We start from the raw sequence: 24621 nt of genomic DNA, 5'->3' as shown, positions 1-24621 counted from the left end.
TCGATCCGGGGAAGAGAGGCCGCACCACAGGCGGTTGCAGACGGCGGAGATCACCGTTCGTGATGGATGCGGGAAGGGGCCGGGGTGGAACTGCGGCAGCTGCGGTACTTCGTGACGGTGGCCGAGGAAGGCGGTTTCGGACGGGCCGCCGAGCGGCTCGGCGTCGTCCAGTCGGCGGTCAGCCAGCAGGTTGGACGCCTCGAACGTGCCTGGGGCGTAAGGCTCTTCGAGCGCACCACCCGGCGCGTGCTCCTCACCGGTGCCGGTGAGCGGCTGCTGCCCGAGGCGCGCGCCGTGCTCTCCGCGGCCGACCGCACCGCACGCGTGGCCGCCGACATCACGGCGGGCGACGACGGGATCCTGCGGCTCGGCGGCATCCACGGCCCGGGGGACCGGATCGACCGGGTCCTGGCCGCACTCTCCTCCGGAGCGCCCGGGCTGCGGGTCAGCCTGCACCGGATGCCCGTCACCCGCCGGCTGGAGGCGGTACGCGAAGGGGAACTGGACGCGGCCCTCGTGCGGGCGCTGCCGGACGAGCCGGGGGCGGTCCGCGGTCTTGAGGCGCTTCCGCTCTGGAACGATCCGCTGTACGCCGCCCTGCCCGGCGACCACCCGCTCGCGGCCGAACCGGAGCCGCGCCTGGACCTCCTGGCGCGCCTCCCGCTGCGGCTCGCCCCACAGGATCGGAACCCGCCCTTCCACGCCCTGGTCGCGGGGGCGTTCCGGGCGGCGGGGGTCCGCCCGGTGGAGGGCCCGGCGTTCACGGACCTCCGGGCGACGCTGACCGCGATCGGCACGGACCGGGAGCCCTCGTGGACCCTCTTCTACGAGGTACGCGGACTGCCGGAGGGCCCCAGGGTGGCGGTGCGCCCGCTCGCGGGCCTCGCGGTCACCACCTCGCTGGCGGTGCGCCCGGGCCCGCCGGGCCCGGCCCTGCGGCACCTGCTGAGGGCGCTGCGCGCGGTCGGGTGAGGCGAGGCCGTCCTGGGTGGGTCACCCCGTGGGGAAGGGCGCGGCCCAGGGTTCCGTCTCCAGGAGCAGTCCGTCGGCGAGGTAGCCGATGGTCCGGTACCAGCCGGCCAGGACGAGGAGTTCGAGGAGCTGTTCGTCCCCGTAGTGGACGCGCAGGGCGTCCCAGGCGGGCTCCGAGAGCCGGGCGGTGTCGTGGAGCTCGTCGACGGCGGCCAGGAGGGCGGTCTGGTGCGCGGTCAGCGGGACCGTCGCCGAGGGGTCGGGGTCCGCGGTCGCGCGGAGCAGGTCGGGACCGAGCCCGGCCGCCGGGGCGAGGGTGGCTGCGTGGACGCCCCACTCGTAGGCGCAGCCGGCGCGCGCGGTGACCCGGGCGATGACGAGCTCGCGGTCGGCGGCGGGCAGGAGCCCGTGGCCGAGGAGCCCGGCGCCGAGGGCGAACATGCGCGACGCCAGGCCGGGGCTGCGGTGGAGGAGGCGGAAGAGCGCGAGCGGTTCGTGGGGGACGCCGGGCGGCATCCAGCGGCGCAGGGCCCGGTCGACGTCGGGGGCGTACGGGGGGACGAGCGGTTCGATGCGCGGCATCGGCTGCACCTCCTGCTTCGTTTTCAGAAGCACCACTATGCTGCTTCTGAAAACGAAGCACAAGGAGCGGGGAGCGGGAGGGACGAGTGGAGGAACGGATCGACGAACCCATCGAGGAACCCATCGAGGGACCTATCGAGGAACCCATCGAGGGACCTATCGAGGGACCCGGAGGGAGGTTCTCCGAAGGCCCGGGGGAGGGCGCGGAGGCGCCACGGCCCGGGCGGCCCGTACGGGGATCGGAGTCCGGACGCCCGGTCATGGCCGCGCTCGACCTGCTCGGGCGCCGTTGGGCCCTGCGCGTCCTGTGGGAACTGAGCCTGGCCCCGGCCGGTTTCCGCGCGCTCCAGCGGCGCTGCGAGCGGATGTCCTCCAGTGTGCTCACCACGCGCCTGGACGAGCTCACGGCGGCCGGACTGCTCGCCCGCGTCGACGAGGAGTACCGGCTCACCCCGCTGGGCGCCGAACTGGTCAAGGCGCTGGCCCCGTTGGAGGCCTGGAGCGACCGCTGGGCACGCGAGACGCACGGGGGCGGTGGCGCGGACCGGGAGACGGACGGAGGCTGAGGAGCGGGCCGGGAGACGGACGAAATTACGTGAGCGGGCCGGGGGATGGATGAGCGGATGGGGTTACGTGAGCGGGCCGGGAGGTGGGACCAGGACGTCGCCGCCCAGCCGGACCTCCGGACCGGACGACCAGGCCCTGATGGTGGCGGGACTGCCGAGGGAGTCCCCCATGTCGACGCGGATCTCACGGATGCCCAGCTCCCCGAGGTGTGCGGCGAGGCAGGCGGTGCTGTTGGCGTTGGCGATGTCCTCGGGGACGCCGATCGACGGGGCGAACATCCGGGCGGCAACCCTCCCGGAGGGCGACGGCGCCGCGTACACGTAACAGCCCAGGAGTCCGAGGCGGTCGCAGGCGGCACGGAGCCGGTCCATGTCGGGGGAGAGGCCGGCGAGCGCGGCCTGCGAATCCACCGGCACCAGCAGCCGGGGCCGTCCGACGGAGGCGACCCGGGGCTCGGCCCCGAGTGCGGGCCGGTCGAGGCCGAGGGCGGGCAGGACGAGCGCGGACCCGGCCGGATCCGGTCGGCGGAGCTCCACGGGCCCGTAGGCGAAGTCGACCTCGCCGTACGCCCCCTTCCGTACGGCCCGGCCGGGGAAAGGTACGGCCCGCGACCCGCAGGGCCACCCGGTGCGTGCCGGTGGTGCCGGCCCGCGCGGCGAGATACCCGAGGGCGGCCACGGTCCCGTGCCCGCAGGACGGCAACTCCCCCTCGGAGGTGAAGAACCGGAGCGAGAAGACGGGAGGGCCGTCCGGTCCGGGGACCGGTGAGACGAAGACGGCGTGGGAGGTCCCGGCGGCCTCCGGCACCCGCCGCCGCTCCTCGTCGTCGTACGGCCCGTCCTCCAGTACGGCCGTGGGGCTGCCCCCATCGCCGTCCCGTACGCACGCCCGGACGACGCTCACGGACGCCCCTCCGAAGATCACCACACGGCATCCGTACCCACGGACGGCCCTGATCGTGCCCGGGAGTCGGGCCGCGGGCTCAGAGGCTGCGGGCGTTGATGTCGCCGTACGAGGTGGTGGCGTGGATGCTGAGCCCGGCACCGGCGCCCTCGGTGTTCAGGAGGGAGTTGGTGACGCGGCCGAAGGCGGTGCCGGCGTCGAGGGAGGCGGAGACGCCGCGGGCGGCCGCGACGTTGATCTCGCCGGAATCGGTGCGGAGCACGACGGTGCCGCGCACGGCCTCGCCGATCCGCAGGTCGCCCTGACGGGTCCTGATCTCGGCGTCGCCGCCGAGGCGCCCGACCGTGACGTCGCCGGCCTGGAGGGTGAGGCGGGCGCTCGCGGCCTCGTCGAGCTTGACGGTGGCCTGCGCGCTCTCGAAGGTCACGTCGCCGAGGCGCCCCACGCCACGGAGTTCGGCGGCGGCGGTCTTCGCCTCGACGCGGGACCCGGCGGGCAGCTGGACGGTGACCTCCACGGCCCCGGACGGGCCGAAGAGCTGGTTCCTGCCCGAGGGGGCCTCGATCCGCAGCACGCCGTCCCCGAAGGAGACCCCGGTCTGCTGGGCGGCCTTCACGTCGCGGCTCCTGGAGGCGTCGGCGGGCAGGACCTCGACGGTGGTGTCGGCCCGGTCGGCGGCGATGAACAGGATGCGCCCGGCGGGGACGTCGAGGACGGCGGAGACGGGGGTGGTGGTGGCGAACTTCTGCATGGTGCTTCTCCTTGGGCTCGTCGTTTCCGATGAAGGAAAAGCTACGTTGCATTCACGGATGGGGCAACAAGCTCGTTGCGTCCATTTGCTATTTTTGCAGGTGATGGCAAGAAATTCATTGCAATGACTCTGCGGCTAACGCAACTTCAAGAGAAGTTCCATTGCAATGGGTGAAGGTGAACGCAAGAAGGGGGGAGGGTGCGAAGCGATGATCCGCCCGTTCGTGTGGCGCAGGTCACTCACACCCCGCCGATGACTTCGCCGCCCGGCCCCGGTCAAACCTGCGACAGGATCCGCACCAGGAAGGCCCGCCATGACCCAGACGCTCAGCGCCCGTGCCCACGGCGTCCGCACCTCCTCCCCTTCGCGGTCGGCGGGGCGTGGCGCGGTGATCGGAGCGGTCGTCGCGGGGCCGCTGTTCCTCGGGGCGGGCGTGGTCCAGGGGGTGACCCGTGACGGCTTCGACTTCCGCCGGCACGCCCTCAGTCAGCTCGCGCTCGGCGAGGCGGGCTGGACGCAGACCGTGAACTTCCTGCTCGCGGGCGCCCTGTTGCTCGCGGGTGCGGCCGGGCTGCGCCGCCTCCTGGGCGGAGGCGCGGGCGGGACCTGGGGCCCGGCCCTGATCGGGGTCTTGGGGGCCTCGTTCTGGGCGGCGGCGGTCTTCCCCGCGGACGCGGGCGCGGGCTTCCCCGTGGGCGCGCCCGAGGCGACCGTGATGACCGGCCACGGCTCCGCGCACGTGCTGGCGGGGATGGTGGGCTATCTGTCCCTGTGCGCCGCGTTCGTGATCCTGGCCGGGCCGCTCGCCGCCCGGGGCCACCGGGGCTGGGCCGTCGCCTCCCGGATCGTGCCCGTGGCCGTCCTCGCCGGGTTCGCCGCCTCGGCCGCCTCGGTCCTCGCCTTCACCGCCGGTGCGGGCCTCGGGCTGCTGTGGCTGACGGCGGTGACGGTGCGGCTGACGGCCACACCGGCCGACCGCTGGACGATCGCCGAAGACACCCGCATCATCGACTGACCAAGATCACCGACATCACCGACACCACCAAGATCACCCATCGGAACGAGAACGAGGTATCGCCATGACGGACGCGGTGAAGGGTCCCGCCAGCTACTTCCCCTCCATCGAGAAGAAGTACGGCCGTCCGATCGGGGAGTGGAAGGAACTCATCCGCACCTCCCCGCTCACCGGGCACATGGAGCTCGTCAACTGGCTCAAGTCCGAGCACGGCCTGGGCCACGGCCACGCCAACGCCCTCGTCGCCCACACGCGGGCCGAGGGCGCGGGCGAGTGAGACGCCTTCCGCTCTAGGAGGGCGCGCCGGCGAGCCAGACGGCCACGCCACCGTGGTGCGAGCAGGTGCCCCGCCGGTGCGCGGAGTAGCTGAAACTGCCGTCGTTGCACTGGGCGGTGGCCCCCGCGGGCGCCTGCGGCGAGTCGTCCGAGGACGAGGACGAACCGGAGTCACTCCCTGACGAGGAAGAGCCGGAGTCACTCCCCGCCGAGGACGAACCGTTCGACGAACTGGTCGACGAACCGGACGCGCTGCTCGACGAGTCGGCACCTGCGTCACTCCCGGTGCCGGAATCGGCGGACGAGCCGCCGTCACCGGAGTCGTCGCCCGTGCCCGAGACGGTGGAGGTGTCATCAGTTCCGGGAACGTCGGTGCTTTCGGCACCCGTGGGGTCCTCGCAGGTCTCGCCCGCGCTGGACTTGACGGTGCCGAAGGTGAGCGTGTCGTCGACGCTCATCGTCGCGCCGGCCGCGGGGTCCTGGGAGCAGACGGTCCAGTTGCTGTCCAGGAACTGTTGGCGGCCCTGGCCGGTGGCGTCGGTCGAGTCGAGGTGGTGGACGCCGTCGGCCTGCGCCGCGTCCTGAGCCGCCTGGAGCTTCATGCCGACGAAGTCCCCGACGGTCACGGTCGCCGCCGCGCCGTCGTCGACGGACGACGAGGTCGATACGGGCCGTGAGTCGGACGGTGGGGCGGACGATGTGTCGTTGTCGTCGTTGAGCAGGGCACCGCAACCGCCGACGGCGAGAAGCAGAGCCACGAGGAAGCCGCACCCGACGCGGAAGTTCTTCCTGTCCTCCGCGCTCGGCCGGGGTCTCGGGCTGTGGGTCATGTCTGGGTTCCCCCTTGCTCCTCAGCGATGCGCGCTCCCCTGCGCGCACGCCCTGCCACCGTTCGCGAGCCGAGTCGCACAGTTCACGGGGCAGGTGATGTCAGGGCGACGACTGTAGCCACGTACCGCGAAGTAGATTCCCGTTCAATGAAATTCGGCCCTCGACGGTGGTGGTGGGAGGAGCCGAGGGCGCCCGACGCCTTCTGCCCGTCGCTCAGCCTGACGACCTCGGCCTCGGCGAAGTCGGCGCCGGCGGGCGGTCGCTGTCCAAGGCTTCGGCATGCTTTGGGACGGTGGCTCTGTCAGTGGCTGGGGCTAGCGTCTGGAACATTGGGAGCGAAGACGGCGGTTCTGGCGTACGTAGGTGGCGACGCGGCCTCGGCGCTGAAGGCGGCGGGTGATCCGGTGGCCGAGGGCACGGCGGCGCTGATCGCCCGGGTCTTTCCGGGCTGTCGGGCAGAGCCGACGGAGGGCGAGGTGCTGGGGAAGGCGACGTACCCGCAGGACGGACTCACGTACGCGGCACGCTTCACGGGCGTGGACCTGGTCTGCGACCGGCGTCTGATGTTCGACCGACCGTCGGAACTGCCGACGCACCTGTTGGAGGCGGCGGCGGGACGCCGCGTGATCGTGCACGCGATGCACAGCGTCTCGGACTGGCTGGCCTTCGCGGTCTGGGAAGACGGCCGTCTGGTCCGCTCGCTGAGCCTCTCCCCGGACGGTGGCATCGGCGAGAACATCGGCGACCCGCTCCCCTTCGAGACGGCGTACTGGGCAGGTCACCATCCCGTGGAGGTCGACCCGGAGTGGAACGAGGAGCCCTACGCGCTGCCCTTCCACCCCTTGGAACTGGGCAACGAGGCCCTGCGCGCCTTCTTCGGCTTCCTCCTGGAAGGCACACCCGCACCCGAGGACGTCGAGCCGGACGTGGTGCCACTGCTCGGTTTCCGCCTCGTCGCGGACAGCGATGAGCCACGCGGCTGACACCGCCCGGACGATGACATCCGCCGGAGACAGGTTGATGGCGAGGGCGACGTCGTCCACTGACAGGCCACGCTGGCGATGAGGAGCACGCCCGGCTCGACGCGCCCTCACCGAACCCGACTACGCGTCCATCGCCCTCACCGACGTGACCGCCGACGAGGCCGGCCCCTTCGCGGTATGGCTGCGCGACGACTTCGCTCCGGCCCCCGACCTCGTACGCTTCACCAGCAGCCTCGCCATGGCGAACGGCGAGGACACCCCCTCGCCGCTTCCGGCCGAAGGGGGTGGCGACGACATCACTGCTCTGCTGCGTCGGCACCTTGAGGCATTCGACCACTGAGGGCGCGAGGCGCGAGGGTCATTCCACGTCGACTCCGTATCCACGCACCAGGGCCTCCAGGCCATGGTCGTAACCCTGGCCGACAGCGCGGAAACGCCACCGAGGTCCCCGGCGGTATATCTCGGCGAGGAGCAGGGTGCGTTCACTGGTGGCGGCGTCGAGCGTGGCCTGGACCGTGGCCGGTGCGTCGATGCCCGGCGCGAGGGTCACCCGGACGGCGCCGATGTCCCCGAAGGTCGCGGCACCGTCGATGGCGGCGGCGATCGCGATCCGGCGGACCGAGGGCGGGAGCGCCGCGAGGTCGACGGCGACGCTCTGCTCGGTGGGGCCGTCGCAGAGGAGACGGACGGCGCCGTCCGGGCTTTCCGGGGCACCGTAGAAGACGAAGTCCCCGTCGCAGGAGACCTGCTCATCCTCGTCGAGGACGAAGGTGACGACATCGATCTCGCAGTGTGTCTGCTGCGCCCAGGAGGCACTCACGTGCCAGGGACCGGTGGTGACAGGGGTGGGGAGGTCGGCGACTCCGCCGCGCGGCAGGACGTCGGTGGCCGTACCGCTCTGGGCGGGGACGTCGCCCGGCTCGGTGGCGGGGGCTTCGAGCCATCCGCGCGCGTGGACCGGGAGCTCCAGCGCGGTGATGCGGGTCATGCGGCGGTCGTGTTCGCCCCCGGGGAGAAGGACGACGTCGGTGACACTCGCCGAGAGGTTGATGGCGGCGGCCCCACCGAGTTCGACGACCCTGACCCGGGCGGCGGACGCCTCCTCGTGGGTGCCGCCCAGCACGAGGACCCGCCGACGCCCGAACGGCCGGACGGACCGGCGGGTCTCGGCTCTCCTGGGCGCCGGCACGTCCGCTACCGCCGCTACCGCTGCCATCTCCGCGACATCCGCGACATCCGCGATTTCCACGGCATCCGCGATTTCCACGGCATCCGCGATGTCCGCGACGGTCACGGTCGCAGCGGGGGAGGGCGTCGGCATGACGGGCGACGCGGCGGGCTGCGTGACGGGCGGCGCGGCCGGGGCTACCGCTTCCGGGGTCTTCTTCAGCGCCTGGTTCTCGTGCGAGGTTCCGGACCGCACGTCTCCCAGCAACTTCAGGAACGTCTGCTCGTCGATGACCGTGACGCCCTCGGTGATCGCGCGCCGTGCCTTGGCCGAGCCCGAAGCCGAGTCGTTGGTGACGAGAGCGCTGGTGTGCCGACTCACCGACGACATGATGTTCAGGCCGGCGGCGACGGACCGGGCCACCAGCTCGGCCCGTGAGGTCGCCGTCTCGCCCGTGATGGCGACCTTCATGCCCTGGACGAGCGGACCGCCGAGTGCGAGGCGGCCCGGGTTCCGGTAGGCGCAGGGGGTCTTGGGCGGGTTCGGGGCGAACTGCGGATCCTGCCGGGGAGGACACGGCACCAGCGGCAACGGGACGTCCAGCCGCGCGGCTTCGGCGAGGGAGGACCGGAAGATCCCGGCCAGGACACGCGTGTCGTCAAGCGCGTCATGAGCCCTGGTCTGGGGCACTCCGTAGTGAGCGGCGAGCGAGGCCAGGCTGAGGCCGACGGAGGGCGGCTCCACGCGCCGGTTCAGGGCCAGGGTGCACAGGCGCTGGGTGACGGGGAGGTGCAGCCGGGCGCGGGCGAACTCATGGGCCAGGAAGTCGTAGTCGAACTGTGCGTTGTGGGCCACCATGACGCGGTCCCGCAGAAGCGCTCCGATCCGTCCGGCCACCTGCTCGAAGGTCGGGGCACCGCTCAGCCGTTCCTCGGTCAGGCCGTGGACGTGCACGGGGCCGGGGTCGCAGCCCGGGTTCAGGAGAGTGGAGTACTCGCCGGTCTGGGCCCCGTCGGGCCCGAAGGTCAGCACCGCGATCGAGAGGATCCGGTCGCGTCGTGCGATCAGTCCGGATGTCTCGACGTCGACCAGGGCCCAGTCGTACGCGTAGTCCGGCAGGTGTGACACGTCGAGCGCGGCGGCGAGAGACATGACGGTAAGGATGATCCGGGGCCGATCACGTCTTCAACCCGAATGCCGATTTGTCCCCTCTCGACCTGACCAGGAGACCACTCCGAGCCCTCGGGCCACCGCCGAGCCGACCGGCCGCCGGACTGCGCCCGTGGCCGGAGCCGGCGGGACGGATCCGGCCACGGACGTACCCTTCCCGCCCCCGCCGTACCGGCCGAGAAAACCCCTGACCAGCAAAAAGACCCTCCCGAAGGAGGGTCTTCGCCTGTGCGCCCCCGGCAGGACTCGAACCTGCGGCCAAGTGCTTAGAAGGCACCTGCTCTATCCACTGAGCTACGGGGGCCGGGTGGTGGCTGTGTGGCCTTGAGCCCCTGGTGGGTGGGGTGTGCCAGCCGGGACAAGGATAGGGCTCCGATCGCCTTGGCCTGGTTGCTTCACCTGCGTGGCACGATGTGGAGGTTCGGTGAAGCGAACCGATAATCGCAGGCAGGTGCGATTCGCGCAGCGCTTTTCGCACTGCTCGGGGCGGGTGTTGTGCACTCGTTATGCCCGACCGTCCGGCCACCACCCTTCTCTTCGGCGCGCAGGGTAGCAATAGGCTTCAAAAACACTCATAAATTGGGCATTCTTCGCATGTGGTGACCTTGGACGAACGGCCTCAGCTGATCGACGCACTCTCCGCCCTGCGCGACCGTGTCGCCGCCGTGCGTCTCCCCCTGCCCCTTCCCGACACGCCCCGCGCCCGCCAGACCCGGGCCGAGCTGCTCGCCCAGCTCGACGACTATCTGGTGCCGCGACTGAAGGATCCCGACGCCCCGCTCCTCGCCGTCGTCGGCGGCTCCACCGGGGCCGGGAAGTCCACCCTCGTGAACTCCCTTGTCGGGCGCCGCGTCAGCGAGTCCGGCGTGCTCAGACCCACGACCCGCACCCCCGTGCTGGTCTGCCACCCCGAGGACCACCACTGGTTCGCCGGCATGCGGGTCCTCCCGCAGCTCACCCGCGTCTGGCTGCCGCAGGCGGACGAGGACCACCTCGTCGAGGAGCCCGCCCCCGAGGAGAACGCCCTGCGCGTCGAGACGGCCGCTTCACTGCCCCGCGGGCTCGCCCTGCTCGACGCGCCCGACATCGACTCCCTCGTCGTCGAGAACAGGCTCCTCGCGGCCGAGTTGATCTGCGCCGCCGACATCTGGGTGATGGTCACCACCGCGTCCCGGTACGCCGACGCCGTCCCCTGGCACCTGCTCCGTACCGCCAAGGAGTACGACGCCACCCTCGTCATCGTCCTCGACCGGGTCCCGCACCAGGTCATCGGCGAGGTCTCCCGCCAGTACGAGGCCCTCCTCGACAAGGCCGGCCTCTGCGACGTCCCGCGCTTCACCATCCCCGAACTGCCCGAGTCCGCCGACGGCGCCAGCGGACTCCTGCCCGACACCGCCGTCGCCGCCCTCCGCGGCTGGCTCGCCCACCGCGCCCAGGACCCGGCCGCCCGCCAGCAGGCCGCCGACCGGACCGCCTCCGGGGTCATCGACTCGCTCGACGCCCGACTGCCCGAACTCGCCGCCGCCGTCGCCGCGCAGTACGCCACCGCCGTCCGCCTCGGCGGCGCCGTACGGTCCGCCTACGAGGAGCAGGGCAAGCGCGTCCGCAAGGAGCTCGGCCGGGGCGCCGTCCTCGCCGGCGACGCCCGCACCCGCTGGCGCGGCTACCCCCGCGACAGCACCGCGGACGAGCTCCTCGACGCCCTCGCCGAGTCTCTCGCCGCCCTCCTCCACTGCGCGGTCTCCGCCGCAGAGGAGCGCGTCCGGGACGCCTGGCGCCGCGAACCCGCCTCCGAGGCCGTCGGCCCACCCCGGACCGGCGGCGACCGCGAGGCGGTGGAACGGATCGGCGTCGAGGTGCGCCGCTGGCGCCGCGTGCTGGAGGAGCTGGCCGAGGAGGAGGTGCGCGACGTCGAGCGGCCCCCGGGCGCGCGCGCGGCCCGCGCCGCCGTCCCCGAACCCGACACCGTCGCCGCGCTCCTCGCCGCCTCCCTCCTCGGCGGCCGGCGCGCCCGCGCCGCGGGCGAACGCCTCGCCGAACTCCTCGGCGCCCAGACCGCCCTGCGGCTGCGCGACAAGGGCGGCGACCTCGTCCTCTCGTACGTCGACCGGGTCCTGCACGCCGAGCGCGACCGGCGTCTCGCCCCCCTCGACGCGCTCGACGTGACCCCCGAGCCGCAGGCGGAGCTGATCGCCGCGCTCTCCGTACTGCAGAAGGAGAAGTGACGTGCTGGACGACGAGCGGGAGCACGCCCGCGAGAGCTGGGACGACGGCCTGATCGCACGGCGGGCGGGCGACCGGGCCGCCCCCGGCGCGGACGGGACGGCCGAGCCGGCCCCCGAAGCCCCGGAGACACCGGAGGAGGACGTGCTGCCGTCCTTCGGCGGCACCTACGGCAGGGCCCTCCGCAGCCGCCTCGACGCCCTCCACGAGCTCGTCGGGCTCTCCCGCACCCGCGTCGAGAGCGAGGCCCTCGCCGAGGCCGGACGCGTCCTCGACGAGGCCGCCGCCCGGCAGCGGCTCTCCTCCCGGCACACCGTGATCGCCCTCGCCGGAGCCACCGGAAGCGGCAAGTCCACCCTCTTCAACGCCCTCGCCGGCGTCCCCGTCTCCGAGACCGGACTGCGCCGCCCCACCACCTCCGCGCCCATCGCGCTCAGCTGGTCCGAGGGCGCCGCCGGGCTGCTCGACCGGCTCGCGGTGCCCAGCAGGCTCCGCCGCCGCCCCCTCGCGGGCGGCGCCGCCGACACCGGACTCCAGGGCCTCGTCCTCGTCGACCTGCCCGACCACGACTCGGCGGTCACCGCCCACCGCGACCAGGTCGACCGGGTCCTCGGCCTCGTCGACGCCGTGATCTGGGTCGTCGACCCCGAGAAGTACGCGGACGCCGCCCTCCACGAGCGCTACCTGCGGCCCCTCGCCGGACACGCCGAGGTCACCTTCGTCGTCCTCAACCAGATCGACCGGCTCGGCACCGAGGCCGCCGACCTCGTCCTCGACGACCTGCGCCGCCTCCTCGACGAGGACGGCGTCGCCCTCGGCGAGCACGGCGAGCCCGGCGCGACCGTCCTCGCCGTCTCCGCCCTGACCGGCGACGGCATCCCCGAACTGCGCGAACTCATCGCCCGGTTCGTCCAGGAACGCACCGCTCCCGAACGCCGCCTCGCCGCCGACGTCGACGCCGCCGCGGGCCGGCTCCGGCAGGCGTACGTCGCCGAAGGCCGGACCGGCCTCGACGAGCGCGCCCGGGACGCCTTCACGGACCGCCTCGCCGTCGCCGTGGGCGCCCACGCCGCGGGGGAGGCCGCCGAACGGGTCTGGCGCCGGGGCGCCATCCGCGCCTGCGGTACGCCCTGGCTGCGGCTCTACCGCTGGTACGAGCGGACCCGCGCGCACGGCGTCACCGACCCCCGCCTCGAACCCCCCGTCGAGGACGAGCTGACGGCGCGCCAGCGCGTCGAGCAGGCGGTGCGGATCGTCGCCGACGAGGCCTCGCGGGGGCTCCCGGTGCCCTGGGCGCAGGCGGTGCGCGAGGCGGCGGCGCGCGGTGCGGAGGGCCTGCCGGAGGCCCTGGACGAGCTGACGGTCTCCCTGGGCGACCCGGCGGCCCGGCCGCCCCGCCCCGCGTGGTGGCCCGCCGCCGTCCTGGCCCAGGCGGTGATGACGCTCCTGCAGATCTTCGGCGCGCTGTGGCTGGTGGCGCAGATCGTCGGCGTCGTGCAGCCGGGCCTGTTGCCTCCGGTCCTCGTCATGCTGGGCGGCATCATCGGCGGCCCGCTCGTCGAATGGGCCTGCGAGGGCGCCGTGAAGGGCCCGGCGCGCCGGTACGGACAGGAGGCCGAACGCCGCCTGCGGGAGGCGACCGCGGCCTGCGGCAGGGCCCGGGTCCTCGACCCGGTGGCGGCGGAGCTGATGCGCTACCGGGAGGTGCGCGAGCAGTACGCGACGGTGGTGGGCGCGCGGCCCTCGGCGGCGGCCCGGGTCGTGGGCGGCGGTCACCGCTCCGATTCGGCACGCCTCGGCGCGACGAGGGCGGGAGCGCGGGGGAGGTAGCGGGAGGGCGGGCGCGACGGGGCGGCGGGGCGGCTGGCCGTCCGGCGGGAGGGCAGGGCAGTCGACGGGGCGGCTGGCGGGAGAGCAGGGCGGAACAGAACAGCCGACTGGGCGGGTGGCTGGGACCTTCGAGGCGTCCCGGTACGGGGTGGTTTCACCTGTGTGGGTGGGGGAGTTGTCCACCGGTACGGAGCTGTCCACAGGCCCGAGCGGGGTTCGGCCGACCAGCGGAGCATGGTTCCCACGGGGCGGCCCCACCGCGGGGCGCCGGGACACAGGGGGCGGAAGCATGAACGACACGACCGTGACGCTCGTCGGCAACGTGGCGACGGCGGTGGAGTACCGGGACACCGCGTCCGGCGGGGTGGCCCGCTTCCGGTTCGCGGTGACGGCGCGCCGCCGAGACCGGGAGAGCGGGCTCTGGTCCGACGGGAACACCAGCTTCTACACGGTGTCGGCCTGGCGCTCGCTCGGGGCCAACCTCGCCGCCTCGGTCTCCGTCGGGGAACCGCTGGTGGTGCAGGGTCGGCTGAGGGTCCGTGAGGAGGAGCGCGACGGGCAGCGCAGGACCTTCGTCGACGTGGACGCGGTGGCCGCGGGACACGACCTGAGCCGGGGGACGGCGGCGTTCCGGCGCGCGGCGCGGGTGGAGTCCCCACCTCGGCCGGATCCTCTGCGGCAGCCCGAGGAGGACCCCTGGGCGGTCGCGGCGGAGGAGGGAGAGGCCGTGACACCCCAACTGGTAACCGTGCCCTGACCTTGCGTTGTGGTGATTTGTCGACCAACTGGCCTACGCGATAACGATTCCGAGTCGGAATGGTTATCTGACCGGAAGGCAGGGCACCGGGGGGTTTCGCGTCCCTAGGATTCCCGGATACTCATGTGGCACGTGAGCCCATCGAGTCTGTGAGTTCTGCTGGCGTGCGCTCCCCCCACGCGAAACGACGATGTTCGCGGAGCGGCGCGCCCGGAGGGGAATCCAATGTTTTCTGTTCGTGGGCGTGGCGTTGCCCGTGCGGCCGCCACGATCCTGGTCTCCGGCCTGGTCGCCGCCGGTGCGATAGCCACCGCCGGTCCGGCGCTGGCCGATGACGGCGCCGGCGGTGGCGGTGTCACGGCGAAGCTCGGCGGCCTCACCGAGGCCGACAGCGTCGTCATCACGGAGAAGGACGGCGAGAAGGACGGCGAGAGCTGGTCGGTCTCCGGCGGCCTCTTCACGATGCAGGTCGACGGCGGCGGCACGCTGCAGACCTACTGCATCGACCTCCGCACGGGGGCGAAGCGCGACTACACCTACAAGGAAGTCGGCTGGGCCGAGTCCTCCCTGCACAACAACGACGACGCTGGCAAGATCCTCTGGATCCTGCAGAACGCGTACCCGAAGAACTCGGCCGAGTCCCTCGGCGCGAAGCTCGGTGTGGACCTCTCCAAGCAGGAGGCCGCCGCCGGCACCCAGGCCGCGATCTGGACCCTCTCGGACGACGTCAAGGCGAAGCCGAAGAGCTCCGACGCGGCGAAGCTGACGGACTACCTCCTCAAGGAGGCCGTGAAGCTCGAGGAGCCCAAGCCCTCCCTCGACCTCTCGCTGGCCAACGTGGCGGGCAAGGCCGGTGACAAGCTCGGCCCGATCACCGTCACCACCAACGCGGAGAAGGCCAAGCTCCAGCCCGCCGCCGGCGCCCCCGCCGGCGTGAAGATCGTCGACAAGGACGGCAAGCCCGTCTCCGACGCCAAGAACGGCGACCAGGTCTTCTTCGACGTCCCCGCCGGCACCCCCGACGGCACCGCCGAGCTGACCGCCGAGGCCACCACCAAGGTCTCGCTCGGCCGCGCCTTCGTCTCCGTCGACGGCCCGTCGCAGACCCTGATCCTGGCCGGCTCCAGCGACTCCACCGTCACGGCCAAGGCCTCCGCCTCCTGGGCGAAGAAGGGTGCCGTCCCGGCCGTCACGGTCGCCAAGGACTGCGCCAAGGGCGGCCTGGAGGTCATCGCCTCCAACGCCGGTGACGAGCCCTGGACCTTCGACCTGAAGGGCACCTCGTACACGGTCGCCGCCGGTGAGACCAAGACCATCACGGTCCCGGTCGCCGAGGACGAGGCGTACAAGTTCACCATCACCGGCCCGAACGGCTTCGAGGAGACCTTCGAGGGCGTCCTGGACTGCAAGACGGCCCCTCCCGGCCCGAAGCCGTCGGAGACCCCCTCCACCACCCCCTCGACCACGCCTTCCACCCCGGCGACCACCGGTGGCACCACCGGTGACACCACGGGCGGCTCGACCGGCACCACCGGCACTACGACCGGTGGCGGCGACCTCGCCGAGACCGGCAGCTCCAACGCCACCCCGATGATCGCCGGCATCGCCGCCGCGCTCGTCGTGGTCGGTGGCGGCGCGGTGTTCTTCCTCCGCAAGAAGAAGGCCGCCGGCCAGTGAGCCGACGCCCGGGTGCCGGCCTCGCGCCGGGCACCCGGGCCCATGGAGTGAACCGCTGACCCCGCGGAGCGATCCGCGCCACGCGCGCCCCACCCCATGACCCCGCACGACCCCGGACCGCACCAGCGGCCGGGGTCGTCGCATGTCCGCGCCCGGATCGCCCCCGTCTCTCAGGAACCGCGAGGCGCGGATCCGGGACGGACGGCTCGTCCGTCTTGTCGCCTGGTGCGGCGGCTAGACGACGTAGCGCTCCAGGGCCTTCGCGAGGGGCTCGCCGGTGCGCCGCGCGTACGCGGTGCGGGCCCTGACCTCGCGCACCGTGGTGGGCCGCCAGCCGGGACCTCCGCAGCAGCTCTTGTGGAAGCCGATCCCCGCCCCGAGGAGGACCGACAGCACGCGCCAGGCGTCCTTGTCGCGACGCCGGGGCGCCGCGAACGCCGAACCGGCGTGGATCATCACCCGCGCGCAGCGCGGACAGCGCCGTTCACGATCGGGACCGTGGAACTGCTTGTACGAGGCCCGACACGGCAGGCACACGTAGGAGGTTCTGCCGTGGCTCATGAGGGCAGGCTAGGCGCGTGAGCGGCCGGGCCGCCAGGCCATTACCGGGGCGGCGGACCCCGCGGAGAGCCCTCCCGCCGCGCAACGCGCCCGGACATGACCGGCCCACTCCGCACGCGGTCCGGGAACGCCCAGAGAGGGTGAAGGCGCGGCAGGGCCACACGCGCCCTCCGGTAGCTGTGTGCGTGGGCGTGCTTCCTTCCGCTGGGTCTGCGCCTTCCCGGGCACGGGTGGTGCTGACAGGCTCGGGCGGGTTGGTGCCGGCCGGACTCAGGGGGCGTCGTGACGCAGTCGAATTCCGGGTGCGGCCGGGACCGGCCTCCTCATGCTGCTCGAGCCAGCAGGTGAGGGTGGGCCAAGAACACGGGGTCGGCCGGTCAGGCAGCGGGCAAGGGCGCTGTCATTCACCCGCCGAAACGAGGGGGAGCAGTGAGAATTTTCGGAGAGCGTGAGCCTGTCTATATCTGGCATCAGACAGTCTCTGATGAATTCAAGGAATGCTCGGATGTCGTGCACCGGTTGTTGACGACGCATTACGGCAGATCTCACTTCCTGGCTCGGACTTCCGGGATCTGGTTCCGCCTCTTCGGGACCGTAGAGGTGTGCCTCAGTGTCGTGCTCCCCCTGCTCTTCATCTACCAAGAGACTCAGACGAAGACTTGGCTCCTGGCGACCGTCAGCGTGGCCATCTCCCTGTCCACCTCCCTGAAGCTGTTCTGGGGGTGGCATGAAGGATGGTGGACCTATCGCGCCCAGAAAGTGGCGATTCGGCGAGAGATCAGCGAATGGGAGTTGAGTCTGCTGGATTTACATTTCTCTGCCGCACCCGACAGGGAGTCGAAAGCCCTGGAGGTGACCAGGGAATCCGTTTCCCGACTGTTCGATATTTTGAATACCGAGCACGAAGAGCTCCTTCGGCAGATCAATCCGCCCGAGCGCGTCATTGACGCCGTCAATCAATCACGGCAAGCGCGGGATACGAGGAGCGCGCTCCAACAGCCCCCGGTGTGAGCCATGGGCGCACTGCCCTCCAGGGTGTGTGTCCCCGACATCGAGGCGAATGCGGCCGGCCTCAGGCCGTCTCCGGGCCGTGCGAGTGGCCCAAGGACGACCGGGGGCGACCAACAGTGACAGGTCGGCTACGAGGCTGACCCGGGAACGCCCAGGTCAGGGGCTGCCCCGCCCACTGGTTGGCTCCCGGGGGTGGCGGTCAGGCAAGATGGGGTGTATCTGCCCACTCACTCTTTGCCGGACGGTTTCTCTTGGCTGAGTACATCTACACGATGCGCAAGGCGCGCAAGGCGCACGGCGACAAGGTCATCCTCGATGACGTGACGCTGAGCTTCCTGCCGGGCGCGAAGATCGGTGTGGTCGGCCCGAACGGTGCCGGTAAGTCCACCGTTCTGAAGATCATGGCGGGCCTGGAGCAGCCGTCCAACGGTGACGCGTTCCTGTCGCCCGGGTTCTCCGTCGGCATCCTCATGCAGGAGCCCAAGCTCGACGAGACCAAGACCGTCCTGGAGAACGTCGAGGACGGCGTCGCCGAGATCAAGGGCAAGCTCGACCGGTTCAACGCGATCGCCGAGGAGATGGCGACCAACTACACCGACGAGCTCATGGCGGAGATGGGCAAGCTCCAGGACGACCTGGACCACTCCAACGCCTGGGACCTCGACGCCCAGCTGGAGCAGGCCATGGACGCCCTCGGCTGCCCGCCCGGCGACTGGCCGGTGAACAACCTCTCCGGTGGCGAGAAGCGCCGCGTGGCGCTCTGCAAGCTCCTCCTCGAGGCCCCCGACCTGCTGCTCCTCGACGAGCCCACCAACCACCTCGACGCCGAGTCGGTGAACTGGCTGGAGCAGCACCTCGCGCAGTACAAGGGCACCGTCGTGGCCATCACCCACGACCGGTACTTCCTCGACAACGTGGCCGAGTGGATCCTGGAGCTCGACCGCGGTCGCGCCCACCCCTACGAGGGCAACTACTCCACCTACCTGACCAAGAAGTCCGAGCGGCTCAAGGTCGAGGGCCAGAAGGACGCCAAGCGCGCCAAGCGGCTCAGGGAAGAGCTGGAGTGGGTGCGGTCCAACGCCAAGGGGCGTCAGGCCAAGTCCAAGGCCCGTCTCGCCCGCTACGAGGAGATGGCGGCCGAGGCCGACAAGATGCGGAAGCTGGACTTCGAGGAGATCCAGATCCCGCCGGGCCCGCGTCTGGGCTCCATCGTCGTCGAGGTCGAGAACCTGTCGAAGGCCTTCGGCGACAAGGTCCTCATCGACGACCTGTCGTTCACGCTGCCGCGCAACGGCATCGTCGGCGTCATCGGCCCGAACGGCGCCGGCAAGACCACCCTCTTCAAGATGCTCCAGGGTCTGGAGACCCCGGACTCCGGCTCCGTCAAGGTCGGCGACACCGTCAAGATCTCGTACGTCGACCAGAGCCGCGCCAACATCGACCCCAAGAAGACGCTGTGGGCCGTCGTCTCCGACGAGCTGGACTACATCAACGTCGGCCACGTCGAGATGCCCTCCCGCGCCTACGTCTCCGCGTTCGGCTTCAAGGGCCCGGACCAGCAGAAGCCGGCCGGTGTGCTCTCCGGTGGTGAGCGCAACCGCCTGAACCTCGCGCTCACCCTCAAGCAGGGCGGCAACCTGCTGCTCCTCGACGAGCCGACCAACGACCTCGACGTCGAGACCCTGTCCTCCCTGGAGAACGCGCTCCTGGAGTTCCCCGGCGCGGCCGTGGTCATCTCCCACGACCGCTGGTTCCTGGACCGGGTCGCCACCCACATCCTCGCCTACGAGGGCGAGTCGAAGTGGTTCTGGTTCGAGGGCAACTTCGAGTCGTACGAGAAGAACAAGATCGAGCGCCTCGGCCCGGACGCCGCCCGTCCGCACCGCGCCACCTACAAGAAGCTGACCCGAGGCTGAGGTCAGTGACCAGGCACATCTACAGCTGTCCCCTGCGCTGGTCGGACATGGACGCCTTCGGGCACGTCAACAACGTCGTCTTCCTGCGGTACCTGGAAGAGGCGCGGATCGACTTCATGTTCCGGCTGGCGCCGGGGGACGGTTCCCCCTCGTTCTCCGGCGGGTCCGTCGTGGCCCGGCACGAGATCGACTACAAGCGGCCGCTGGTCCACCGGCACGAGCCGGTGACCATCGAGTCGTGGGTCACGAAGATAGGCGCCGCGTCGCTGACGATCGCCTACGAGGTCAAGGACGCCGACGTCGTGTACGTCAGGGCGTCCACGGTCGTCGTGCCCTTCGACCTGGAGGCGCAGCGGCCGCGGCGGATCACCGAGGAGGAGCGCGAGTTCCTCCAGGAGTACGTCGACGACGGGATGTCGTCGGCCGCATGACCGTGCTCGCTCCGCTGCACTTCGCCGACGCCCGGGAGGCGGCGGCCCTCGCGGCCTTCCTCACCCGGCTCGTGCACTACGACCGGGCCGCCGCCGTCCGCCTCCAGGCGGGCGGCGGGGCGCTGGCCGTCTTCGGGCGGCCGCCGTCCTTCGAGGTGCTCGCGATCCGCACGGCCCGCCTCGTCGACGCCGTGGACCTCGACGTCACCGTCTCCGCCGGTGAACTCCTCGACGGCATCGAGGAGTCCGCGGGCAAGGCGGTCGTCCCGGACGCCGTGACCGGCCCCCCGTGGGCCGGGGTGCTCCCGCCGCGCGGCGGCTGGGAGCCGGTGCCGGGCCTTCCCGACGCCGCCGGGATGCGGGGCGCCGTCGCCGCCGCAGTGACCGAGTTCCGCGCGCGCGACGAGGAGCTCCCGGAGGAGCGGCGGACCCGGACCGAGCGCGAGGCCCTCGGCCGCGCGATCTGGTCCCGGACCCTCGGCGCCACCGGGCTGCCGCTGCGCGCCGTGCACGCCGCCCAGTCGCTCGGCTTCCTGCCGCCGGGGGACGCCCCCGTGGCGCTCTTCGCCTCCGGGCCGTGGCTGCGGCTGCGTACCCCCTACGGCTCGATCGCGCTGCGCACGGTGCCGATCGCGCTGGGCGTCGCCCCCCGGTGACCGTCGTCGTCGAGGTCGACGGGCCCCTCACCGGGGAGGAGCTCAACGCGCTCTTCCACGCCGCCTGGCCCGGGCACCGGGACACCGACTTCGGCCCCGTCCTGGCCCGCAGCCTGCTCCGGGTGACGGCCCGCAGGGCCGGACGGCTCGTCGGGTACGTGAACGTCGCCGGGGACGGCGGGGTGCACGCCTTCCTGCTCGACACCACCGTCCACCCCGACGAGCGCCGCCGGGGCCTCGGCGTCACCCTCGTACGGGCCGCCGCCGGGGCCGCCCGGGAGCGCGGCGCGCACTGGCTGCACGTGGACCACGAGCCGCACCTCACCGCCTTCCACGAGCGGTGCGGCTTCCGCCCCACGGCCGCCGGGCTCATGGCGCTCGACGCCCCGGCGGACGACTGACCGGCGAGCGGCGACCCGACGGACGTCGGCCTGGCAGGCAGCGCCCCGGCGGACGACGAACGGCGACCTCACAGGCGCTGACCCGGCGCACGACGAACGCTCACCCCCGCCCCGCACGCCCCCCCGAAGCCGCCCCGCTCAGCCCTCCGCGTCGTCCGGCCAGACCCCGATGTGGTCCTGCTCCAGCTCCAGCGCCACCCGGTGCTCCATGCCCAGGGCCTGGGTGTACTCCGCCGGGAGCTGGAGCCGGCCCGCGCGGTCGAGCATCGCGTACTCCCGCGCCACCAGCGACTCCTGGCCCTGCGCGTCGACCTGAGTGCGGCGCAGGACCTCCGAGGAGGTGCGGCCGTCGCGGATGGCGACCGTGCGGCGCACCTCGGACGCGACCGCCTGGTCGTGGGTGACGATCACGATCGTCGTGCCCAGCTCCTCGTTGGCGCGGCGGAAGGCCGCGAAGACCTGCTCGCCGGTGGCCGAGTCCAGCTCGCCCGTCGGCTCGTCGGCGAGGAGCACCGAGGGGTGGTTGGCCAGGGCGACCGCGATGGCCACGCGCTGCTGCTGGCCGCCGGAGAGCTGGTGCGGCCGCCGGTCCCGGATCTCCGCGATCCCCAGCATGGCGAGCAGCTCCTCGGCCCGCTGCGCCCTCTGCCGGGAGCGGCCCCGCAACTGCATGGGCAGCGCCACGTTCTGGGCGGCCGTCAGGTACGGCAGGAGGTTCCGGGCGGTCTGCTGCCAGACGAAGCCGACGACCTCGCGGCGGTAGCGCAGCCGTGCCTTGCCGTCCATGCCGAGCAGGTCGCAGCCGGCGACGCGGGCCGCCCCGGCGGTCGGCACGTCCAGGCCCGCCAGGATGTTCATCAGCGTGGACTTGCCGGAACCCGAGGCGCCGACGAGGGCCATCAGCTCGCCCTCCTTCACGAGGAGGTCGAGCCCCTGGAGCGCCTGCACCTCGACGCCGTCCGTGGTGAAGATGCGGACGAGCCGGTCGCAGGCGATGAGCGCGTCATGACCGTACGAGGGGCGGTCGCGGTGCGCCGTGGCCCGCCGCTCCAGCTCCTCCAGGGTCGTGTCGGTCGGGGCCGTGCCGGTCTTCGTCATCGTGCGTCTCCTGCCCTGAGTTCCTTGATCGAGCCCCTGCGCGCCGCCCACCACGCCTGTGCGACCGCCGCGAGTCCGGTGAGGACGACGACGGCGAGGGCGGGCAGCAGCAGGGACCACGGGTCGGCCCGCAGCGGGGCGCTGTCCAGCGGAGCGAAGCCGGGTGCCGCCGCGAGCGCCAGCCGGACCAGGTCGATGCCTGGGGCGAGCAGGGGCACCGTCGCCCAGCCGACCAGCATGCCGCCGAGCGCCGCGAGGACCGCCTGCGGCAGCGCCTCCAGGCCGAGGAGGCGCCGCGACTGCTTCCGGGTGAGCCCCATGGTCCGCAGCCGCGCGAGGAAGGTGGTGCGCTCGGGCGCGCTCTGGAGCAGCGACAGGAGCACGGCGACCACGGCGAGGGCGGCGCCCGCCCCGATCGCGCCCAGGTAGATCCGCTCCGCACCGGACTGGAGCGGCGAGTCCACGTACGTGGCCCGCGCCTCGGAGCGCAACGCCACGACGAGGGAGCCCGGGCCCGCGTCGCCCGCCTTCGCCCGCACGGCGGCGCGCAGCGCGGCGCCGTCCACGGACCCGGTGACGAGCAGCGAGGTGTCCGCCCGGTGGGTGAGGTCGGCGCCGTTGACGAGGAGGAAGTCCGCCTCGTCCAGGGCCGGGGTCGTCGAGCGGACCGCGACGACCTTCACCTTGAACACCCCGGCCGCCGAGACGATCTCCTGCGGCGCGTCGCCGAGCCGTTCGGCGACCGACGGGGAGGCGATCGCGGGCAGCACCCGCCCGGTGTCGGCCACGGCGTCCTCGCCGCCGCGCCCGGTCGAGGCGAGCAGCCCGGCGGAGAAGGGCCCGAAGCCGGTCCGCCCCGCGAGCCGGGTGTACGAGTCGGGGTCGACGCCCACGATCGGCGCGCTCATCGGCTGGGCGGACGTCCCCTGGGAGGACGGCAGGGCGACGCCGTACTCGATCTGCACCGGGGCCACGTCCCGCACCCCGCGCAGGCCGCGCACCTCCTCGGTGAGTCCGGCGGGCAGCGGGGTCCATTCGACGGAGCCGCCGACGCGGGCGTCGGCGCCGGTCGCCAGGAGCGCCGCGCGGTCGCGGGCGTCGGCGACGCCCGCGAGGACGGAACCGCCGAAGGCGGCCGTGGACAGCGCGAGCACCAGGGCGAGCAGCGGGAGGGTGCCGGAGGACGAGGAGCGTCCGGCGCGGGCCAGGGCCAGCGGTCCGACGACCCCGCGCAGCCGGCGGGCCGGGCGGCCGAGCCAGCGCAGCGGCAGCGGGTAGATCCGTACGAGCACGGAGGCGGCGATCAGGCCGACGAGCACGGGCGCGGCGCTCACCAGGTGGTCGCCGGAGTCGCCGGTGCCGCGCAGCCGCAGCGAGGCGACCGCGCCCACGGCGAGGACCAGCAGGGTGAGTTCGACGACGGTGCGGCGCCGGGAGGGGCGCGCGGTGAGCACGTCGTCGCGGCCGCCGTGCAGGCGCGGCCGCCGGTGCGCGACGACCGCCCGGGCGGGCAGGACGAGCGTCGCGAGCAGGGCGACGGTCAGGACGGCGAGCACGGAGGGGGTGAGCGGGATCTCGCCGGAGCCGCCGGGCGGGCGGACGGTCAGCACCGCGAGGCCGAGGGCGAGGGCGGCGGCCGGCACGGTGACGGCCGAGGTCTCGCCGAGCAGCCGCAGGCCGATGCCGGTGAGGGAGGCGCCGCGGGAGCGGATCAGGGCGAGTTCGCTGTCGCGGCGGGCGACGAAGAGGCCGCCGGTCATGGCGAGGACGACGGCGGCGACCGCGCCGATCCCGAAGACGGCGACGGCGACGACCGGGTCGATCGCCCCGCGCATGGAGAGGTACGCGTCGGTGATCGAGTCGAGCTCGGTGGTGAGGGCGGCGTTGCCGCCGCCCACGGCCTTGCGGAGCTTGACCAGGTCGGGGCCGCCGGCCGCCGAGTCGAGGGCGGCGCCGAGCCGGTCGGTGTCCCGGCCGGTGAGGTGGCCGGCGGTCGGCATGAAGCGGAAGAAGACCTCCAGCTCGCTGCTGGTGGAGAGCACGGCGGCCGCGGAGGAGGGGGAGAGGAGCAGGGCCCCCTGCCAGTAGTACTTGACCTCGTCGCCGACCAGCGGGGCGAGCGCCGGGGTGCCGAGGAGCGGTTCGACCGCCCAGTACGGGGTCGTGAGGCCGCGGGGCTCCACGACGCCGGTGACGGTCACGGCGATCGGTGTCGCGCTGGACTTGCTCGGCACGTGCACGACGGAGCCGGGCTTCAGGTGCAGGGAGGCGGCGGTCCGCGTGGTGACGACGGCCTCGGGGGCGGCGGCGCTGCCCGCGGCGAGTCGGCCGGCGCGGAGGGTGGCGTGCTCGGTGAGGCGGGACGGGGAGGAGAGCACGAACTCGGGGGAGATCCCGTCGGGCCGGGGCAGCCACGCGTCGGTGCCCTCGACGCGCTTGACCGTGCGGACGCCGTGCACGGTCTGCCGGGGGTCGGTGCGGATCGGCTCGGGCAGCAGTTCGCGCGCCCGGTCCTCCTGGCCCTGGAGGACCGCGGGGGCCAGTCCGTGGCCGCGCTCGCCGACGGGGATCGGGGTGGTCAGTTCGAGGACGGCGTTGCGCGGGGCGGCGGCGCGGATGTCGTGCTGGAGCCCCTCCGTCTCGTAGCGGTCGACGGCGCGGGGCAGCGCGGCCGCGAGGTACGCGGTGACCAGGACGAGCAGGGCGAGCGCGGCGGCGGCCCAGGGCGCGGTCCGCAGCCGGGTCCGCACCCAGGGCGCCACCGCGCGGGCGGGCTTGTCGGACCGGGGCATGTCGGGGGCCTTCCTGGCGACGGCGTGCGGGTCGGTGCCGTCGTCGTGGC

23 protein-coding genes, 1 tRNA gene and 1 pseudogene are annotated in these 24621 nt (G+C 72.8%); 15 read left to right on the top strand and 10 right to left on the bottom strand.

The annotated features are described in order from the left end of the window. Positions 1-84: 84 nt before the first annotated feature. Positions 85-972 carry a LysR family transcriptional regulator gene (locus ACFYXU_RS11290; protein WP_376508161.1) on the top strand — a complete coding sequence of 296 codons (888 nt, stop codon included), beginning with the start codon at positions 85-87 and terminating at the stop codon, positions 970-972. 21 nt (positions 973-993) lie between these two features. On the opposite strand, the gene ACFYXU_RS11285 is transcribed toward ACFYXU_RS11290, so the two are convergent. Beyond that, the gene (locus ACFYXU_RS11285; protein ID WP_389407160.1) at positions 994-1554 is read right to left on the bottom strand and encodes a carboxymuconolactone decarboxylase family protein; all 561 of its coding nucleotides are present in this window, start codon (positions 1552-1554) and stop codon (positions 994-996) included. 260 nt (positions 1555-1814) lie between these two features. Between ACFYXU_RS11285 and ACFYXU_RS11280 the strand changes: the two genes are divergently transcribed. Continuing rightward, complete coding sequence (locus tag ACFYXU_RS11280) at positions 1815-2120, top strand: winged helix-turn-helix transcriptional regulator (protein WP_389407161.1); 306 nt, start codon at positions 1815-1817, stop codon at positions 2118-2120. A gap of 63 nt (positions 2121-2183) precedes the next feature. Here the strand turns inward: ACFYXU_RS11280 and ACFYXU_RS11275 are convergent, their stop codons facing one another. The 3 genes and pseudogenes from ACFYXU_RS11275 to ACFYXU_RS11265 form a co-directional block, all read right to left on the bottom strand. Next, positions 2184-2657: a PhzF family phenazine biosynthesis protein gene (locus ACFYXU_RS11275; RefSeq protein ID WP_389457410.1), complete on the bottom strand. Its 474-nt coding sequence runs from the start codon at positions 2655-2657 to the stop codon at positions 2184-2186. Between the two features lie 148 nt (positions 2658-2805). Then, positions 2806-2928: pseudogene (locus ACFYXU_RS11270) on the bottom strand (PhzF family phenazine biosynthesis protein); the annotation flags it as partial. A gap of 175 nt (positions 2929-3103) precedes the next feature. Then, a complete protein-coding gene (locus ACFYXU_RS11265; protein ID WP_389407163.1) occupies positions 3104-3775 on the bottom strand; it encodes a DUF4097 family beta strand repeat-containing protein in 672 nt (223 codons plus the stop codon). A gap of 313 nt (positions 3776-4088) precedes the next feature. Here ACFYXU_RS11265 and ACFYXU_RS11260 point away from each other — a divergent pair, with 313 nt between their 5' ends. After that, positions 4089-4790: a DUF998 domain-containing protein gene (locus tag ACFYXU_RS11260; protein ID WP_389407164.1), complete on the top strand. Its 702-nt coding sequence runs from the start codon at positions 4089-4091 to the stop codon at positions 4788-4790. A 64-nt stretch (positions 4791-4854) separates the two neighbouring features. Further along, positions 4855-5067 carry a DUF4287 domain-containing protein gene (locus tag ACFYXU_RS11255; RefSeq protein WP_389407165.1) on the top strand — a complete coding sequence of 71 codons (213 nt, stop codon included), beginning with the start codon at positions 4855-4857 and terminating at the stop codon, positions 5065-5067. Between the two features lie 13 nt (positions 5068-5080). Here ACFYXU_RS11255 and ACFYXU_RS11250 read toward each other — a convergent pair whose 3' ends face one another. Further along, positions 5081-5896, bottom strand: a complete 816-nt coding sequence (locus ACFYXU_RS11250; RefSeq protein WP_389407166.1) for a DUF3761 domain-containing protein — start codon at positions 5894-5896, stop codon at positions 5081-5083. Positions 5897-6226: 330 nt separating this feature from the next. Between ACFYXU_RS11250 and ACFYXU_RS11245 the strand changes: the two genes are divergently transcribed. Then, entirely contained in the window at positions 6227-6880 is a 654-nt protein-coding gene (locus tag ACFYXU_RS11245) for a DUF6928 family protein (protein WP_389457408.1), read from the top strand. 145 nt (positions 6881-7025) lie between these two features. Continuing rightward, entirely contained in the window at positions 7026-7220 is a 195-nt protein-coding gene (locus ACFYXU_RS11240) for a hypothetical protein (RefSeq protein ID WP_389407168.1), read from the top strand. A gap of 18 nt (positions 7221-7238) precedes the next feature. Here the strand turns inward: ACFYXU_RS11240 and ACFYXU_RS11235 are convergent, their stop codons facing one another. Then, positions 7239-9200, bottom strand: coding sequence for a TerD family protein (locus ACFYXU_RS11235; protein WP_389457406.1), 1962 nt, complete (start codon positions 9198-9200; stop codon positions 7239-7241). 249 nt (positions 9201-9449) lie between these two features. Further along, positions 9450-9522, bottom strand: a tRNA-Arg gene (locus ACFYXU_RS11230). Positions 9523-9814: 292 nt separating this feature from the next. Here ACFYXU_RS11230 and ACFYXU_RS11225 point away from each other — a divergent pair. The 4 genes from ACFYXU_RS11225 (at position 9815) to ACFYXU_RS11210 (ending at position 15705) form a co-directional block, all read left to right on the top strand. After that, positions 9815-11443 (top strand): dynamin family protein, encoded by a 1629-nt coding sequence (locus tag ACFYXU_RS11225; RefSeq protein WP_389407170.1) that lies wholly within the window; start codon positions 9815-9817, stop codon positions 11441-11443. A gap of 1 nt (position 11444) precedes the next feature. Beyond that, a complete protein-coding gene (locus tag ACFYXU_RS11220) occupies positions 11445-13271 on the top strand; it encodes a GTPase (RefSeq protein ID WP_389457404.1) in 1827 nt (608 codons plus the stop codon). Between the two features lie 289 nt (positions 13272-13560). Further along, positions 13561-14028 carry a single-stranded DNA-binding protein gene (locus tag ACFYXU_RS11215; protein ID WP_361393525.1) on the top strand — a complete coding sequence of 156 codons (468 nt, stop codon included), beginning with the start codon at positions 13561-13563 and terminating at the stop codon, positions 14026-14028. A gap of 225 nt (positions 14029-14253) precedes the next feature. Beyond that, positions 14254-15705, top strand: a complete 1452-nt coding sequence (locus ACFYXU_RS11210) for an LAETG motif-containing sortase-dependent surface protein (protein WP_389457402.1) — start codon at positions 14254-14256, stop codon at positions 15703-15705. 234 nt (positions 15706-15939) lie between these two features. On the opposite strand, the gene ACFYXU_RS11205 is transcribed toward ACFYXU_RS11210, so the two are convergent. Beyond that, positions 15940-16266, bottom strand: a complete 327-nt coding sequence (locus tag ACFYXU_RS11205) for a deoxyxylulose-5-phosphate synthase (RefSeq protein WP_389457400.1) — start codon at positions 16264-16266, stop codon at positions 15940-15942. Between the two features lie 615 nt (positions 16267-16881). Here ACFYXU_RS11205 and ACFYXU_RS11200 point away from each other — a divergent pair. The 5 genes from ACFYXU_RS11200 (at position 16882) to ACFYXU_RS11180 (ending at position 20681) form a co-directional block, all read left to right on the top strand. Beyond that, complete coding sequence (locus tag ACFYXU_RS11200) at positions 16882-17277, top strand: hypothetical protein (RefSeq protein WP_376508125.1); 396 nt, start codon at positions 16882-16884, stop codon at positions 17275-17277. 251 nt (positions 17278-17528) lie between these two features. Continuing rightward, entirely contained in the window at positions 17529-19193 is a 1665-nt protein-coding gene (gene ettA, locus ACFYXU_RS11195; RefSeq protein WP_329855098.1) for an energy-dependent translational throttle protein EttA, read from the top strand. A 5-nt stretch (positions 19194-19198) separates the two neighbouring features. Beyond that, positions 19199-19624 carry a thioesterase family protein gene (locus ACFYXU_RS11190; RefSeq protein WP_329855099.1) on the top strand — a complete coding sequence of 142 codons (426 nt, stop codon included), beginning with the start codon at positions 19199-19201 and terminating at the stop codon, positions 19622-19624. After that, entirely contained in the window at positions 19621-20280 is a 660-nt protein-coding gene (locus ACFYXU_RS11185) for a hypothetical protein (RefSeq protein WP_389457398.1), read from the top strand. The genes ACFYXU_RS11190 and ACFYXU_RS11185 overlap by 4 nt, the downstream gene beginning before the upstream one ends. Beyond that, positions 20277-20681: a GNAT family N-acetyltransferase gene (locus ACFYXU_RS11180; RefSeq protein ID WP_376508123.1), complete on the top strand. Its 405-nt coding sequence runs from the start codon at positions 20277-20279 to the stop codon at positions 20679-20681. The genes ACFYXU_RS11185 and ACFYXU_RS11180 overlap by 4 nt, the downstream gene beginning before the upstream one ends. A gap of 138 nt (positions 20682-20819) precedes the next feature. On the opposite strand, the gene ACFYXU_RS11175 is transcribed toward ACFYXU_RS11180, so the two are convergent. Together ACFYXU_RS11175 and ACFYXU_RS11170 are read right to left on the bottom strand one after the other, a co-directional pair. Next, positions 20820-21779 (bottom strand): ABC transporter ATP-binding protein, encoded by a 960-nt coding sequence (locus ACFYXU_RS11175; protein WP_389457395.1) that lies wholly within the window; start codon positions 21777-21779, stop codon positions 20820-20822. Further along, a complete protein-coding gene (locus ACFYXU_RS11170; protein WP_389457590.1) occupies positions 21776-24571 on the bottom strand; it encodes an FtsX-like permease family protein in 2796 nt (931 codons plus the stop codon). The genes ACFYXU_RS11175 and ACFYXU_RS11170 overlap by 4 nt, the downstream gene beginning before the upstream one ends. Between the last annotated feature and the right edge of the window lie 50 nt (positions 24572-24621).

Source organism: Streptomyces sp. NPDC002232, assembly GCF_042890295.1.
Lineage (GTDB): Bacteria > Actinomycetota > Actinomycetes > Streptomycetales > Streptomycetaceae > Streptomyces.
Note: the sequence above shows the minus strand (reverse complement) of the source record. Positions and strands in the feature narration are given on the sequence as shown.